The organism is Streptomyces sp. NPDC101227 (assembly GCF_044767545.1).
Lineage (GTDB): Bacteria > Actinomycetota > Actinomycetes > Streptomycetales > Streptomycetaceae > Streptomyces.
In genome coordinates, this window is sequence record NZ_JBIWOD010000005.1 from 348,272 (window position 1) to 362,962 (window position 14,691).

Here is a 14,691-nt window from a genome sequence, read left to right on the forward strand (position 1 = left end):
GCGCGGCGCGCGGGAAACACGTAGGCTCGGGCTACCGCACCAATCGTTGTCGTATGGCAGGAGTCACGTCGTGATCCCCGGTGGTCAGCCCAATATGCAGCAGCTGCTTCAGCAGGCCCAGAAGATGCAGCAGGATCTCGCGGCCGCCCAGCAGGAGCTGGCGGAGACGCCCGTCGAGGGTTCCGCGGGCGGCGGTCTGGTCAAGGCGACGGTGACCGGCTCCGGCGAGCTCAAGGCCCTGGTCATCGACCCCAAGGCGGTCGACACCGACTCCGCGGAGGAGACGGCCGAGACCATCGCGGACCTCGTCCTCGCGGCGGTCCGGGACGCCAACGCCAGCGCCCAGCAGTTGCAGCAGCAGAAGCTCGGTCCGCTCGCCCAGGGTCTGGGTGGCGGCGGTGGCATCCCCGGTCTCCCCTTCTGAGGAGTAGCCAACTAGCGTACGCAGCACGGCAGAAGAGAGAGAAGACGTTCCGTGTATGAAGGCGTGGTTCAGGATCTGATCGACGAGTTGGGCAGGCTGCCCGGCGTCGGTCCCAAGAGCGCGCAGCGGATCGCCTTCCACATTCTTCAGGCCGAGCCGACCGATGTCCGCCGGCTCGCGAACGCGCTGATGGAGGTCAAGGCGAAGGTCCGGTTCTGCATCACCTGCGGCAATGTGGCGCAGGAGGAGCAGTGCCGGGTCTGCCTGGACCCGCGGCGCGATCCGGCGGTCATCTGCGTCGTGGAGGAGCCCAAGGACGTCGTGGCCATCGAGCGGACGAGGGAATTCCGCGGCCGCTACCACGTCCTCGGCGGGGCGATCAGCCCGATCGAGGGTGTGGGCCCCGACGATCTGCGGATACGGGAACTGCTGGCCAGGCTCGCGGACGGCACGGTCACCGAGCTGATTCTGGCCACCGACCCGAATCTCGAGGGCGAGGCCACGGCCACGTATCTGGCCCGCATGATCAAACCCATGGGCTTGAGAGTGACGCGACTGGCGAGTGGACTGCCGGTCGGCGGCGATCTGGAGTACGCAGACGAGGTCACGCTCGGGCGGGCCTTCGAAGGGAGGAGACTTCTCGATGTCTGATGCCACGCTGCACAACGCGACACAGGACCCGGACGACTTCGCCGTATCGATCTCCGACTCGATCGAGAGCTTCATCGTCGCGGTGACGGAGGTCGCCAAGGGCGACGAGCCGGACAGCGCGGTGCCCTTCCTGCTGCTGGAGGTCTCGCAGCTGCTGCTCACCGGCGGCCGGCTGGGTGCCCACGAGGACATCGTCCCGGAGGAGCGCTACGAGCCGGACAGCGGGCCGGAGGCGGACGTGGACGAGCTGCGGGAGCGTTTCGCCGCGCTGCTCGACCCGGTGGACGTCTACTCCGAGGTCTTCGACCCGTATGTGCCGCGCTCGGAGCCGGTGCCCTGCCGGATCTCCGACGACCTGGCCGACATCATCACCGATCTGCGGCACGGCCTGGCGCACTACCGCGCCGGCCGGATCATCGAGGCCCTGTGGTGGTGGCAGTTCTCCTACCTCACGAACTGGGGCCCGACCGCCTCGGCCGCGTTGCGTGCCCTCCAGTCGCTGGTCGCCCACGTACGCCTCGACCAGCCGCTGGACGAGCTGGACGGCCTGGACACGGACAGCGGCAGCGACGGCGACGAGGACCGGCTGGCCGAGGAGGCCGGGAAGGTCATGGCGGCGGAGATCGCCGGGCCGCTGGGGCTGCGGGGAATGTGAGCGGCCGGGGGTGTGGCGGACGGCTCGCGGCGTGTGACCTGAGTTACGTTCCCGTGTGCCCCGGCTCGTAGCGGGCATGTGCTGGCCGAGCGGGCGTGAGGATGCGCCCGCGGATCCGCCCCGGACGCGGTGCTCACGGTGATCCCCGAGTGATCACTTACTGAGTTTCGTGTCTCACGATGTGGTATTCACGGGGCGGGCTCCGCTTGCTCGATAGACTGAGCCGACCGCAGTACCCCCATTTCCGGGGGTCCGGGAGAAAACTCCCGAAGAGACAGTTGCGAGGAGCGCACGTGGGCCTTGTCGTGCAGAAGTACGGCGGCTCATCCGTTGCGGATGCCGAGGGCATCAAGCGCGTTGCCAAGCGAGTCGTCGAAGCCAAGAAGAACGGCCACCAGGTGGTCGTCGTGGTTTCGGCGATGGGCGACACGACGGACGAGCTGATCGATCTCGCTCAGGAGGTGTCCCCGATTCCGTCGGGGCGCGAGTTCGACATGCTGCTGACCGCCGGAGAGCGGATCTCCATGGCCCTGCTGGCGATGGCGATCAAAAACCTCGGCCATGAAGCGCAGTCCTTCACCGGTAGCCAGGCCGGTGTCATCACCGACTCCGTGCACAACAAGGCACGGATCATCGATGTCACGCCGGGCCGGATCAAGGACTCGGTCGACGAGGGCAATATCGCCATCGTCGCCGGCTTCCAGGGTGTGTCCCAGGACAAGAAGGACATCACGACGCTGGGCCGCGGCGGCTCGGACACCACCGCCGTCGCGCTGGCGGCGGCGCTGGACGCCGAGGTCTGTGAGATCTACACCGATGTGGACGGTGTCTTCACCGCCGACCCGCGGGTCGTGAAGAAGGCCCGGAAGATCGACTGGATCTCCTTCGAGGACATGCTGGAGCTGGCCAGCTCCGGCTCCAAGGTGCTGCTGCACCGCTGCGTCGAGTACGCACGTCGTTACAACATCCCGATCCACGTCCGCTCCTCCTTCTCGGGGCTGAAGGGCACGTGGGTCAGCAACGAACCGCAAGGGGACCAGCCGATGGAGCAGGCAATCATCTCGGGCGTCGCACACGACACCTCCGAGGCGAAGGTCACGGTCGTCGGAGTTCCGGACAAGCCGGGCGAGGCCGCGCGGATCTTCCGTGCCATCGCGGACTCCGAGGTCAACATCGACATGGTCGTGCAGAACGTCTCGGCCGCGTCGACCGGGCTGACCGACATCTCCTTCACGCTGCCGAAGGACGAGGGCCGCAAGGCCGTCGCCGCGCTGGAGCGCACCCGGGCCGCGGTCGGCTTCGACTCGCTGCGCTACGACGACCAGATCGCCAAGATCTCGCTGGTCGGCGCCGGGATGAAGACCAACCCGGGCGTCACGGCGACCTTCTTCGAGGCGCTGTCGAACGCGGGCGTGAACATCGAGCTCATCTCGACCTCCGAGATCCGCATCTCGGTCGTCACCCGCGCCGATGACGTCAAGGAAGCCGTGCAGGCCGTCCACAGTGCCTTCGGTCTCGACACCGAGAGCGACGAGGCTGTCGTCTACGGCGGTACCGGTCGCTGAGCGGCGCCGGACGATAAGCGGTACCGGACGATGATTCCGGCCGAGGCGGGCCGTCCGTCCCACGAGGTCTTCGCGGGGGCGGACGCCCGCACGGCCCGCAAGCCGCATCTCGCCGTCGTCGGTGCCACCGGCGCCGTCGGCTCGGTGCTGCTCGGCATCCTGTCCGAGCACGCCGACATCTGGGGCGAGATCCGGCTGATCGCCTCCCCCCGTTCGGCCGGCCGCAAGCTGACCGTACGGGGCGAGGAGGTCGAGGTCGTCGCGCTGAGCGAGGACGTCTTCGACGGCATCGACGTCGCGATGTTCGACGTTCCGGACGAGATCGCCGCGCAGTGGGCACCGGTCGCGGTGGCCAAGGGCGCGGTGGTGGTGGACAACTCGGGCGCGTTCCGGATGGATCCGGACGTGCCCCTTGTCGTGCCCGAGGTCAATGCGTGCGCGGCCCGGGTGCGGCCGCGCGGGATCATCGCGATCCCCAACTGCACCACCCTCTCGATGATCGTCACGCTGGGCGCGCTGCACGCCGAGTACGGGCTGAGCGAGCTGATCGTCTCCGCGTACCTGGCCGCCTCGGGCGTGGGGCAGGCCGGCACCGACACGCTGCGGGCGCAGCTCTCGGCGGTGGCCGGTACGGAGCTGGGGACGACGCCGGGCGATGTGCGGAGGGCCGTCGGCGACACGCTGGGGCCGTTCCCGGCGCCGATCGCGCTCAATGTCGTGCCGTGGGCCGGGTCGCTCCAGGAGGGCGGCTGGTCCTCGGAGGAGCTGAAGGTCCGTAACGAAACCCGCAAGATCCTGGGGCTGCCCGATCTGCGGGTGACCGCGACCTGCGTACGGGTGCCGGTGATCACCGCCCATTCGCTGACCGTGCACGCGCGGTTCGAGAACGAGGTCACGGTCGCCGGAGCGCACGAGATCCTCGCGGCGGCCCCGGGTGTGGTGCTGAGCGATGACCCGGCGGAGGGGGAATTCCCGACGCCCGCCGATGTGGTGGGGACGGATCCGGCCTGGGTGGGGCGGGTGCGGCGGTCGCTGGACGATCCCCGGGCGCTGGAGCTGTTCGTGTGCGGGGACAACCTGCGCAAGGGCGCGGCTCTGAATACGGCGCAGGTGGGGGAGTTGGTGGCGGGGGAGCTGCGGGGGCTGGGGTAACGGCGGGAGTGGGGGCGGAGGTGCGTCCGGGATGGGCGTGACTCCGGGGCCCTGGGGTGCCGGTGTGGGTGTTGCCGCCGTATTTTGCCGCCGCGGACTGTTCCCGTGGGCTGTTCCCGAGGTGTGTCCCGAGGCTTGTCTCGCTGACTTGTCGGGTTCGGGTGTCGCGGGCTTGATCCCTCAGAGATACTTTGTGGATGCCTTGTGTGACGTGTGAAGATCCTGTGCACAATCATCGGCCTGGACCCCTTGGTCCGGGTTAATGATTCGCTCGACTGTTCGCCCCCGTCACACTGCAACCGGCGGCTGGGCGGGAAGCGTCTTTGGGGCCATCCCGTGCGGGTGGTTCGAGGGTGCCCGTGGGCCGTCTTGGGCCCTCGGTCGCCGGGGCAAATGCGTCGGAAATATGGGGCATTGGGGAAGAGCTGGTACGCATGAGGACATTTGATGCATCGTCAAAGGCGGTGCCTTGCGCGTACAACCCTTGTGGGGGGAAGCGTGTCCAACAGGCGTGGCAGAGGTACTCGGATTCACCATCGCCCCAGGAGGCAGCGCAGGCGCGGCAGTGCGCCCGCCGCGCTCCCGTGTGTCCGGCGGCATGCCGGTGATCGCTCCCTGGCCCACCGCGCGTCCCACACAGGTTCCCTCTCAGCGTGGGGACACTGACGACGCGATGGCAGCGGGCACAACAGTCGACCACCTCACCGAGACCTACCGCGCGCACTACCGCTCACTGCTCGGCCTCGCCGCGCTGCTCCTCGACGACACCGCCTCCTGCGAGGACGTCGTCCAAGAGGCCTTCATCCGCGTGCACTCCGCGCGCGGGCGGGTGCGCGATCCCGAGAAGACCCTCGCCTACCTCCGTCAGACGGTCGTCAATCTCTCGCGCTCCGCGCTGCGCCGCCGCATCCTCGGGCTGAAGCTGCTCTCCAAGCCGATGCCGGACATGGCGAGCGCCGAGGAGGGTGCGTACGACCTGCTGGAACGGGATCAGCTGATCCAGGCGATGCGCGGACTGCAGCGGCGGCAGCGCGAGGTGCTGGTGCTGCGCTATTTCGCCGATATGACCGAGGCGCAGGTCGCCGAGACGCTGGGCATATCGCTCGGGTCGGTCAAGGCGTACGGGTCGCGGGGGATCGCGGCGCTTCGCGTCGCGATGGAGGCTCCGGCATGAGTGGGAAGGCGTTCGGTCCGTACGAACCGGCCGATCGGTTCGATCGGGCCGGCCGAATCGATCGACTCGAGCGGTCCGAGAGGCCCGAGCGGCTCGAGCGGTGGGGGTCGCAGCGGGGGCCGGGCAGAGCGGTTCCGTCGTCTCGGGCGGCGAGTTCGTATGGGGCAGTCGGCGGCGCACGTGGTGGCCGCGGGGTGCCGGGTGAAGTGGTGCGTGGGTTGTACATGGTGCGTGAGGGACAGGGGCAGAGCCAGGGAGGCTCTGGAGGGCCTGCGGGCTCTGGAGGCTCTGGTGGTGCCGAGGCCGGCGGGGTTGCCGGTGTTGGTGGTCTTCAGTCGGGGGGCGGGACCGAGGTCGGCGAGGGTGCCGAGTTCGACGACGGCATCCCGTTCGGCGAGGGTCCCGGATGCGCGGATGACGAGGGCCCCGACAGTGGGCGCGCGTACGAGGGCAGCGGTGGCGGACTCGGTGGGGGCGGTGGCCGCGGGCTCGAAACCGGCGGCGGCGGCCTCGGCGGCGGTCTCGGCGGCGAGGACGAACTGCGCCGGCTGCTGCAGGCCCGGGTCGGTGACCTGGAGCCCGCGCCGGACGCGCTGCAACGGCTGCGCCGCGCGGTGCCGGCCCGCCGTCAGCGCCGTCGGCACGTCGTCGTGGGCGCGGCCGCCGCGTTGCTGCTCGGCGGTACGTCGATCCCCGCCATGGTGCACGTAGCGAACCTCGACGGCTCCGCCGAGGACCGGCCCGCCAATGCCGCCAGCAGCCAACGCGCCCACGGCGATACGGAGGGCACACACGGCGAGGGCACCGAGCACGCCTTCCCGCAGCCGACCGGCAAGGACGGCAAGCGTCCGGGCACGGACCTGCCCAAGGGCAAGGACGGCCGGCCGAAGGACAAGAACGGCGCGGGCCCCGGCGCCGACGCCGGCACCCCGGCCCCGGACGAGACGATGGACGTCACTTCCCCGGCCTGCAGTCGTGATCAGCTCGGACAGGGCACCGGTTCGGTCGGCGCGGCGGACTCGGCCGGCCGCGTCTATGGGTCGTTCCGCGTGGTCAACACGTCCGGCACGGCCTGCTCGATCGAGGGCGGCGGCGATGTCGGCGTGACCGCGCAGGGCGCCACGAACGCCGACCGTATCCATGTCGTCGACCACACCTCGGGCGACGAAGCCACCGGCCTGCCCGACCCGGCCACCACTCCTGACCAGCTGGTTCTCAAGCCGGGCGAGGCGTACGAGGTCAAGTTCGCCTGGATCCCGGAAGCGGGCGGCGGGCCGACCGGGTGCGTCAATCCGGGACCCACGCCGACCCCGGAGCCATCGAAGGGCGCCGGGGAGTCCCCGGACGCCGGGGCCGCGGCGGCGGGTGACGGCACCGGAAGCGGCGAGACGGGCGGCACTACCGGCGGTACGGGCGGCGGTGATGGCGGGGGCGCGGCGCCCGGGGGCGTGGTCCTCAGCCATACGCCGGAGGCCGGTGAGCCCGCGGCGGCCGACGCCAGGATCGCCGATGCGTGTGCCGGCACGGTGTACCGGACCGAGGCGCTGGCGGCGCAGTAGCGGGTGCGGGTACGGGGGTCGGTGCCGGTGACGGTGCCGGTGACGCAGTTACGGCTGCCGGCCGCGGTGTGCTTGGGGTGTGCGGTACGGGGGCGTGGTGCGCGTGGGGTGTTGCGTGGGGGGCGTGTGGTGTGCGCGGCTTGACTCCGTATGCCCGGAAGTGGGCTGAGGAGGGGGCGGTGCTGTGCCGCCGTTCGGGCCCCGTACCGTTGGTGGGGTGTATCGGTTCCTGCTGACCCCGCGGTGGTGGGGGATCAACGTCTTCGCCGTGCTGGCGATTCCCTTCTGCATCTTCATGGGCAGCTGGCAGCTGGGCCGCTTCGAGGACCGCGTCGATACGCACCACCGGCAAGAGGACCGCTCCTCCCGGGCCAAGGCGGCGGCCGCCCGGCCGCTGGCGAGCCTGCTGCCGGTCGACCAGATCACCTCCGGCCGCCAGGCCCGCGCCCGCGGGCGCTATGACGCCGCCCACCAACTGCTCGTACCGGACCGCACCTTGAGCGACAAGGGCGAGCGGCGGGGCTTCTATGTGCTGACCCTGCTGCGTACGGACGCCGGCCAGGCCCTCCCCGTCGTACGGGGCTGGCTGCCCGGCGACGCGAACGACAAGGCCGACCGGGCGAAGGTGCCCGCGCCGCCGAAGGGCGAAGTGACGGTCACCGGGGCGCTGCAGGCGTCCGAGAACCAGGGCACCGACGGGGTGCATGCCGACGGCGGGCTGCCGCAGGGCCAGCTCGGCATGATCAGCGCGGCGTCGCTGGTGAACATCGTGCCGTACAAGGTCTACGACGCCTGGATCACGCTCGGCGAAGCCCCGGCCCCGCTGCGCGCCGTTCCGCCGACCGCCGCCGAGGGCAGCGGCTTGGACCTGAAGGCCTTCCAGAACCTCGGCTACACCGGCGAGTGGTTCGTCTTCGCGGGCTTCGTCGTGTTCATGTGGTTCCGCCTCTTCCGCCGCGAGGCCGAGGCGGCGAAGGACGCGGCACTGGGCATCCTCCCGGAGGACACCACGGCGGTGGCGCAGCGGGACGACGGTGACGGCGACGGCGACGGCGAGGGCGACGGCACGGACGGGCGCGGGGAGAGGCCCGTGGCCCACGCCTGAACGGTGCGCCTGGGGGGCTCCCCCCCCGCCCTCCCACCCCCCACGCCGTCACTCGGACCTCGTAGTCACCAGAGCCTGCGCACCCGACCCTGCGGAGACCTGAGCCCGCGCACCCGAGCCAGAGCAGACCCGAGCCCGCAGACCCAAGCCTGAGCAGACCCGAGCCTGAGCAGACCCGAGCCCGAGCAGACCCGACCCACGCCCCCGCCCGACGCCCTCGGCGGACCCACGCCCCCGCCAGGCGGGTGTCCTGGCCGGGCGCGGGCCCCTCCGCGAAGCTCGGCCGCCGCCGCAGCCCCCACCGGCCAACGTGACCCGTCCGCAGTCACCCCCGCCCGGCGGACACGAGTCGTCTCGCTATCGCTCGCCCTCCCCCGTCACATACCGCTGCGCGAATTCGAGCTCCAGACGGACCTGCTTGATGCGCTCCTCCACCACGAGGGAGCCGTGCCCGGCGTCATAGCGATAGACCTCGTGGGGGTGTCCGCGCTGTTGCAGCCGCTCGACGTAGTTCTCCACCTGACGGATGGGGCAGCGTGGATCGTTGACGCCCGCGGAGATGTAGACCGGCGCCCGCACCTCGTCGACGTACGTCAGCGGTGACGACGCCGCGAAGCGCTCCGGGACCTCCTCGGGCGTGCCGCCCAGCAGCGTCCGGTCCATTGCCTTCAGGGCTTCCATCTCGTCGTTGTACGCCGTGACGTAGTCCGCGACCGGGACCGCCGCCAGGCCCACGGCCCACACGTCCGGCTGCGTGCCGAGGCCGAGCAGTGTCAGATAGCCGCCCCACGAGCCGCCGGCCAAGATCAGCCGCTTCGGGTCGGCGAGCCCCGACGAGACCGCCCACTTGCGTACCGCGTCGATGTCCTCCAGCTCGATCAGCCCGACGCGATGCTTGAGCGCATCCGTCCACGCGCGGCCGTAGCCGGTCGAACCCCGGTAGTTGACGCGGACGACCGCAAAGCCGTGGTCCACCCAGGCCGCCGGGGACGAGGCGAACGTGTCACTGTCGTGCCAGGTCGGGCCGCCGTGGATCTCGAAGATCGTCGGGAAGGGGCCCTCGCCGGCGGGCCGCTGCACCAGCGCGTGGATACGGCCGCCGGGGCCCTCCACCCAGGTGTCGGTCACGGGCACCGACCCGGGTGCCTTCATCCCGGGCGGGTCCAGCACGACCTTGCCGCTCGTGGACCGCACCTCCGGCGGCTGGGCCGCGGAGGACCACAGGAACTCCACCGTCCCGTCCGGCCGGGCCGTGGCGCCCGAGACCGAACCCGCCGGGGTCTGCACCCGGGTGAGCGGGTGCCCGGACCCGGCCCCGTCGGCCGTACCGTCGCCGCCGGCCGTGACCAGGTCGTAGTGCCACAGCTCGCTCCGCGCCTGGTACTCGTGCTCCACCAGCAGCGCCGACCCGTCCGGGTACCAGTCCGCGCCCACATCACCGGGCAGGTCTATCGCCAGGGGCGTCTCCACCCCGGTCACCGGATCCCAGATCATCGGCTCCCAACGGCCCCGCCGCTGATGGCCCACCAGCAGCCGGGCGTCGCCGTCCACCGGGGCGAAGCCCATCACCGACAGGCCCAGCTCCTCGGTCCCGCCGTTGGTGTCGTCCAGCTCCGCAACCGTCGAGCCGTCCGCCCGTACGACACGGATCGCGGAGTGCATCGCGTCGCCGTGCTCGGTGTGCTCGATGGCGATCAGCGAGCCGTCGTGCGAGAGGTCGCCGACGCCCGCCGATTCGCGGTGGCGGTAGATCTCCACCGGCGGCTCCCCGGGCCGTACGACATGGACCGTCGAACCCTCCTCGTCGGTGGAGCGCCCGACGACCGCCGTGCCGTCCCGGCCGATCGCCAGCCCCGCGGGATACGAGGCATCCAGGCCCGGAGTGGCCGGCTCATCCGGGCCGCCCTCGAACGGCTGGCGCATCCAGACGCCGAACTCGTCCCCGTCCGTGTCCGAGAACCACCAGATCCACTCGCCGTCCGGCGACAGCGTCCCGTCCGTCGTGCCGTTCGGCCGGTCCGTCGCCTGCCGCTGGGCGCCGGTCGCCCGGTCCCATGCGTACAGCTCGAAGGTGCCGGTGGCGTTCGAGACGAACAGGGAACGGTCCGGGGCGTCCTCGGCCCAGTCCGGCAGCCCGATCCTGGGCGCGCGGAAGCGCTTCTCCCAGTCGGGGAGGTCCCTGGAGAGGGTCGAGCCCGTGATGCCCGTAGTGCCCGCGGAGTCGGTCGAGGGGGCGGAGCTGCTGGAGCCGGTCGAAGGGGTCTGAGGGTCTGGACTGCTGGGACTGTTCGGGTCGGGGGCCTGGGCGGAGCCGGTGGTCTCGTTCGTCATGGGCCCATTCTGCGCCCGGCGCCACAAATGCGTTGGCGAGGCCCTCAGCCTGTGGATAACTTCGCCGCATGCACACCCATACCGGTCCCGACGACTGGCGCGAGGCCAACCGCGCGATGTGGGACGAACGCGTGGCTGTCCACACCGCGAGCGATTATTACGACCAGGACCGGTTCCGCCGGGCCCGGGACGTGATCCGCGACTTCGAGATCGCCGAGGTCGGCGAGGTCGCCGGCCGCACCCTTCTGCATCTCCAGTGCCACTTCGGCCAGGACACCCTCTCCTGGGCCCACCGCGGCGCGGCCCATGTCGTCGGCCTGGACTTCTCCGAACCCGCCATTGAGGCCGCCCGCGAGATGGCCGCCGAGCTCGGCTACGGCCCCGACCGCGCGTCCTTCGTCGCCGCCGACGTCTACGACGCCGCCGAGGCCGTCCCCGACTCGTCGTACGACATCGTCTACACCGGCATCGGCGCCCTGAACTGGCTCCCGGACCTGACCCGCTGGGCCGATACCGCCGCCTCCCTCATCGCCCCGGGCGGCTTCCTCTACCTCGCCGAATTCCACCCGCTGTGCGACGCCCTGGACGAGGAAACGGGAGCGCGGATCACCTACGACTACTTCAGCCGCGACGCGTGGGTGGAGGAAACCCCGGGGACGTATACGGACTTCGGCGCGCCGACGGTCCACAACCGCCGGGTCGAGTGGCAGCACCCGATCGGCGATGTGATCACCGCCCTGGCCGGTGCCGGGCTGCGGATCGACTTCCTGCACGAACACGACATGACCATGTTCGAGCGGTTCAGGGCGCTGCGCCGTAACGACGACGGCTACTACCGGTTTCCCGACGACCGCCCGCGTATCCCCCTCATGTATTCGCTGAAGGCGACCCGTCCTCGGTGAGCCGACCGCGGTGACCGCCCCTCGCCCCTCAGCCGCCCAGCCCCGGCACCCCGAGACCACCACGTCGATGAGCTCGATGCCGGCGAACGGCGCGACCGGCCCGCCGAGCCCGCAAATCGCCAGGTTGCGCCGCAGCGGATCGTCCGCCGAGGACGGGGTGTAGCGAGGCCCGGCGGGCACCGACGAGGCTCGATGTGAACCGACGGGACTCGACGAGAACCTGAGTATGCGTCAGCGATGCGTAAGGGAAGGAATGCACACGCATTCCGGTCCGGCTCGGAGCCGGTGGGCCGGGCCGGGGCGGACGACCGACGGATTTCCGATCAGAGCGCCGGCTCCCGGCCGCGGCCGTGCGGGACGCATTGCCCGCCGGGGCGGAACGGCTAGCTCGCGCCCGCGTACACCCGGCTGGCGAATTCCGCGATCTGTTCGTCGCTGAGATTCTTTGCGAGATTGGCTTCCGTGATCATTCCGACCAGCTGGTGGCCGCCCTTGACGTCGATCACCGGAAGGCGCTTGATCTGGTGCGTCTCCATGGTTTCCAGGACCTCGTTGGCGCCCGCCTCGGCGTCGATCCAGTGCAGCGCCCCGTCCAGGGAACCGGCCTGCACCGTCGCCGGATCGATTCCCTCGGCACAGCACTGAATGACGATGTCACGGTCGGTGATCAAGCCCATGAGCCTGTTGTTGTCGCCGCAGATGGGGAGGCAACCGACATTCATGTCGCGCATCATTTTCGCCGCGTCGAGAAGCGTCTGGTGAGCGCCTACGCACTGCACGCCGGCGGACATGATGTCTCGGGCTCGTAGCGTCATAGCCATGATTTCTCCCGCCTTCGGAGCGTTGATTCCCCCGCCTTCGATGACACCACGATTGGCTCTACGTCGCTCCCTGAGGTATGGCCGCTACGGGCAGGGGCCCTCGCTCGGCCCGTTCCGTGCCTCACCGGGCCGCGCCCACCGGCCGCCCACGGCAATCGCCCGGATCACCGGCACCGCGCTGAGCCAGATGTCCCCGCCCCCGCCCCGCCCCCATTCCCCTAGCCCTTCTGGCGGTCACGCCAAATCCCCGCTCCGCGCTGACGTGCCCGTACGCTCGCCCGCGTGGCGAAAATCGTGGACGCAGTCAAGCGATTGCTGATCGGCCGGGCGCTGCCCAGTGAAGGCCTGCACGAGACGCTGCTGCCCAAACGCCTGGCACTGCCGATCTTCGCCTCTGACCCACTGTCATCGGTCGCCTACGCCACCCAGGAAATCCTGCTGGTCCTCACCCTGGGCGGACTGGCCTATCTGCACTTCGCCACCTGGGCCGCGGTCGCCGTCGTCTGCCTGCTGGCGGTGGTGGTGCTCTCCTACCGCCAGGTCGTCTACGCGTATCCGTCGGGCGGCGGCTCGTACGAGGTGGTCTCGACCAACCTGGGGCCGTCCGCGGGCCTGGTGGTGGCCGCGTCCCTCCTGGTCGACTACGTGATGACGGTCGCCGTCTCGGTCGCCTCGGGGGTGGACAACATCATCTCCGCCGTCCCCTCCCTCAACGAGTACCGGACGGTGATGGCGGTCGTCTTCGTCGCCCTGCTCGCGACCGTGAACCTGCGTGGCGTGCGCGAATCGGGCCGCGCCTTCGCCGCCCCCACGTACCTCTTCATCGCCGGGGTGCTCATCATGTGCGCCACCGGACTGTTCCGCTGGCTCATCGGCGACGCCCCGGTCGCCGAATCCGCCGCGTACGGCATCGAGCCCGCCCCCGGGGACGCCCACCTGGCCGGTCTCGCGCTGCTCATGCTCGGCCTGCGGGCGTTCTCCAGCGGCTGTACGGCGCTGACCGGTGTGGAGGCGATCTCCAACGGCGTCCCGGCGTTCCGCAAGCCCAAGTCGAAGAACGCGGCGACCACGATGGGCGCCATGGGGCTGATCGCGATCGTGATGTTCTCCGGCATCACCGCCCTCGCCCTGATCACGAACGTCCACATCGCCGACGACACCTGCCGGCTCACCGGCTTCGTCGGCAACTGCCGGACCACCCCGCAGCGCACCGTCATCGCCCAGCTCGCCGCGTCGATCTTCGGCGGCGCCCACAGCGTCGGCTTCTTCTACCTCCAGGCCGCCACCGCCCTGGTCCTGGTGCTGGCCGCCAACACCGCCTTCAACGGCTTCCCGCTGCTGGCCTCGATCCTGGCCCAGCACCGCTATCTGCCGCGCCAGCTGCACACCCGCGGGGACCGGCTGGCCTTCTCCAACGGCATCGTCGCGCTGGCCCTGGTGGCCGGAGCCCTCCTGTGGGCCTTCCACGCCTCCGTCACCAACCTCATCCACCTCTACATCCTGGGCGTCTTCACCTCCTTCACGCTCTCCCAGACCGGCATGGTCCGGCACTGGAACCGCGCCCTGCGCGCCGAGCCGGTCGCGGCACTGCGGCGGCGCCACCACATCGCCCGCGTCATCAACGCCGTGGGCGCCGTGGTCACCGGCCTGGTCCTGGTCATCGTGCTGCTCACGAAGTTCACCCAGGGCGCCTATCTGGCGGTGATCGCGGCCGTCGCGCTGTGGGTGATGATGCGCGGCATCCGGCGCCACTACGACCACACCGCGGCCGAACTCGCCGTCGTGGACCCGCGGGCCGAGGTCGTCCTGCCCTCCCGCGTCCACGCCGTCGTCCTGGTCTCCAAGATCCACAAGCCGACGCTGCGGGCCCTTGCCTACGCCCGCGCCACCCGCCCCGACGTCCTGGAAGCGCTGACCGTCGCCGTCGACCGCGACGAGGTCGAGAGCCTCACCGCGCAATGGGACGCAACGGGTTTCGACACCCCGCTGAAAACTCTTGCGTCCCCTTACCGCGAGATCACCCGCCCCGTTGTCGAGTACGTGCGCTCCATCGGCCGCACCAGTCCCCGCGATGTGATCAGCGTCTTCATCCCCGAATACGTCGTCGGACGCTGGTGGGAGAACCTCCTCCACAATCAGTCCGCCCTCTGGCTCAAAAGCCGCCTCCTCTTCGCCCCCGGCGTCATGGTCACCAGCGTCCCCTGGCAGCTCAGCAGCTCCGAACGCAAGCCCCAACGCCCCAGTGTCCGCGCCCCGGGCTCCGTCCGGCGCGGGGAGCCGGCGCTGCCGCCCCGGTCCGGAAAGGGTGCCCCGGGACCGCAGGCGGGGGACGGGGAAGAGGCCGGGGGCTGA

Annotated in this window: 12 protein-coding genes; 10 read left to right on the forward strand and 2 right to left on the reverse strand. The window is 70.5% G+C overall.

Annotation, left to right across the window (positions count from 1 at the left end; all coding sequences use genetic code 11):
* Window positions 1-70 precede the first annotated feature (70 nt).
* The 8 genes from ACIRPT_RS13980 to ACIRPT_RS14015 all read left to right on the forward strand — a co-directional run bounded on the left by ACIRPT_RS13980 (window position 71) and on the right by ACIRPT_RS14015 (window position 8,285).
* Window positions 71-424, forward strand: coding sequence for a YbaB/EbfC family nucleoid-associated protein (locus ACIRPT_RS13980; RefSeq protein WP_403499089.1), 354 nt, complete (start codon window positions 71-73; stop codon window positions 422-424).
* Between the two features lie 51 nt (window positions 425-475).
* Window positions 476-1,075 carry a recombination mediator RecR gene (gene recR, locus ACIRPT_RS13985; RefSeq protein ID WP_403499087.1) on the forward strand — a complete coding sequence of 200 codons (600 nt, stop codon included), beginning with the start codon at window positions 476-478 and terminating at the stop codon, window positions 1,073-1,075.
* Entirely contained in the window at window positions 1,068-1,730 is a 663-nt protein-coding gene (locus ACIRPT_RS13990) for a DUF5063 domain-containing protein (protein WP_403499083.1), read from the forward strand. Before recR ends, ACIRPT_RS13990 begins: the two co-directional genes overlap by 8 nt.
* 293 nt (window positions 1,731-2,023) lie before the next feature.
* Entirely contained in the window at window positions 2,024-3,295 is a 1,272-nt protein-coding gene (locus ACIRPT_RS13995) for an aspartate kinase (RefSeq protein ID WP_403499081.1), read from the forward strand.
* A 30-nt stretch (window positions 3,296-3,325) separates the two neighbouring features.
* Window positions 3,326-4,447, forward strand: coding sequence for an aspartate-semialdehyde dehydrogenase (locus ACIRPT_RS14000; protein ID WP_403826643.1), 1,122 nt, complete (start codon window positions 3,326-3,328; stop codon window positions 4,445-4,447).
* Between the two features lie 598 nt (window positions 4,448-5,045).
* Window positions 5,046-5,621, forward strand: a complete 576-nt coding sequence (locus tag ACIRPT_RS14005) for a SigE family RNA polymerase sigma factor (protein WP_403827085.1) — start codon at window positions 5,046-5,048, stop codon at window positions 5,619-5,621.
* A gap of 224 nt (window positions 5,622-5,845) precedes the next feature.
* Window positions 5,846-7,180 (forward strand): hypothetical protein, encoded by a 1,335-nt coding sequence (locus tag ACIRPT_RS14010; protein ID WP_403826646.1) that lies wholly within the window; start codon window positions 5,846-5,848, stop codon window positions 7,178-7,180.
* 217 nt (window positions 7,181-7,397) lie between these two features.
* Window positions 7,398-8,285 (forward strand): SURF1 family protein, encoded by an 888-nt coding sequence (locus ACIRPT_RS14015; protein ID WP_403826649.1) that lies wholly within the window; start codon window positions 7,398-7,400, stop codon window positions 8,283-8,285.
* Window positions 8,286-8,642: 357 nt separating this feature from the next.
* Here ACIRPT_RS14015 and ACIRPT_RS14020 read toward each other — a convergent pair whose 3' ends face one another.
* On the reverse strand, window positions 8,643-10,616 hold the full coding sequence (locus ACIRPT_RS14020) for a S9 family peptidase (protein ID WP_403826652.1): 1,974 nt from the start codon (window positions 10,614-10,616) through the stop codon (window positions 8,643-8,645).
* A gap of 68 nt (window positions 10,617-10,684) precedes the next feature.
* Between ACIRPT_RS14020 and ACIRPT_RS14025 the strand changes: the two genes are divergently transcribed.
* Window positions 10,685-11,518: a class I SAM-dependent methyltransferase gene (locus tag ACIRPT_RS14025; RefSeq protein WP_403826655.1), complete on the forward strand. Its 834-nt coding sequence runs from the start codon at window positions 10,685-10,687 to the stop codon at window positions 11,516-11,518.
* A 383-nt stretch (window positions 11,519-11,901) separates the two neighbouring features.
* Here ACIRPT_RS14025 and ACIRPT_RS14030 read toward each other — a convergent pair whose 3' ends face one another.
* A complete protein-coding gene (locus ACIRPT_RS14030; protein ID WP_403826657.1) occupies window positions 11,902-12,339 on the reverse strand; it encodes a CBS domain-containing protein in 438 nt (145 codons plus the stop codon).
* 282 nt (window positions 12,340-12,621) lie between these two features.
* Here ACIRPT_RS14030 and ACIRPT_RS14035 point away from each other — a divergent pair, with 282 nt between their 5' ends.
* Window positions 12,622-14,691 carry an APC family permease gene (locus ACIRPT_RS14035; RefSeq protein WP_403826660.1) on the forward strand — a complete coding sequence of 690 codons (2,070 nt, stop codon included), beginning with the start codon at window positions 12,622-12,624 and terminating at the stop codon, window positions 14,689-14,691.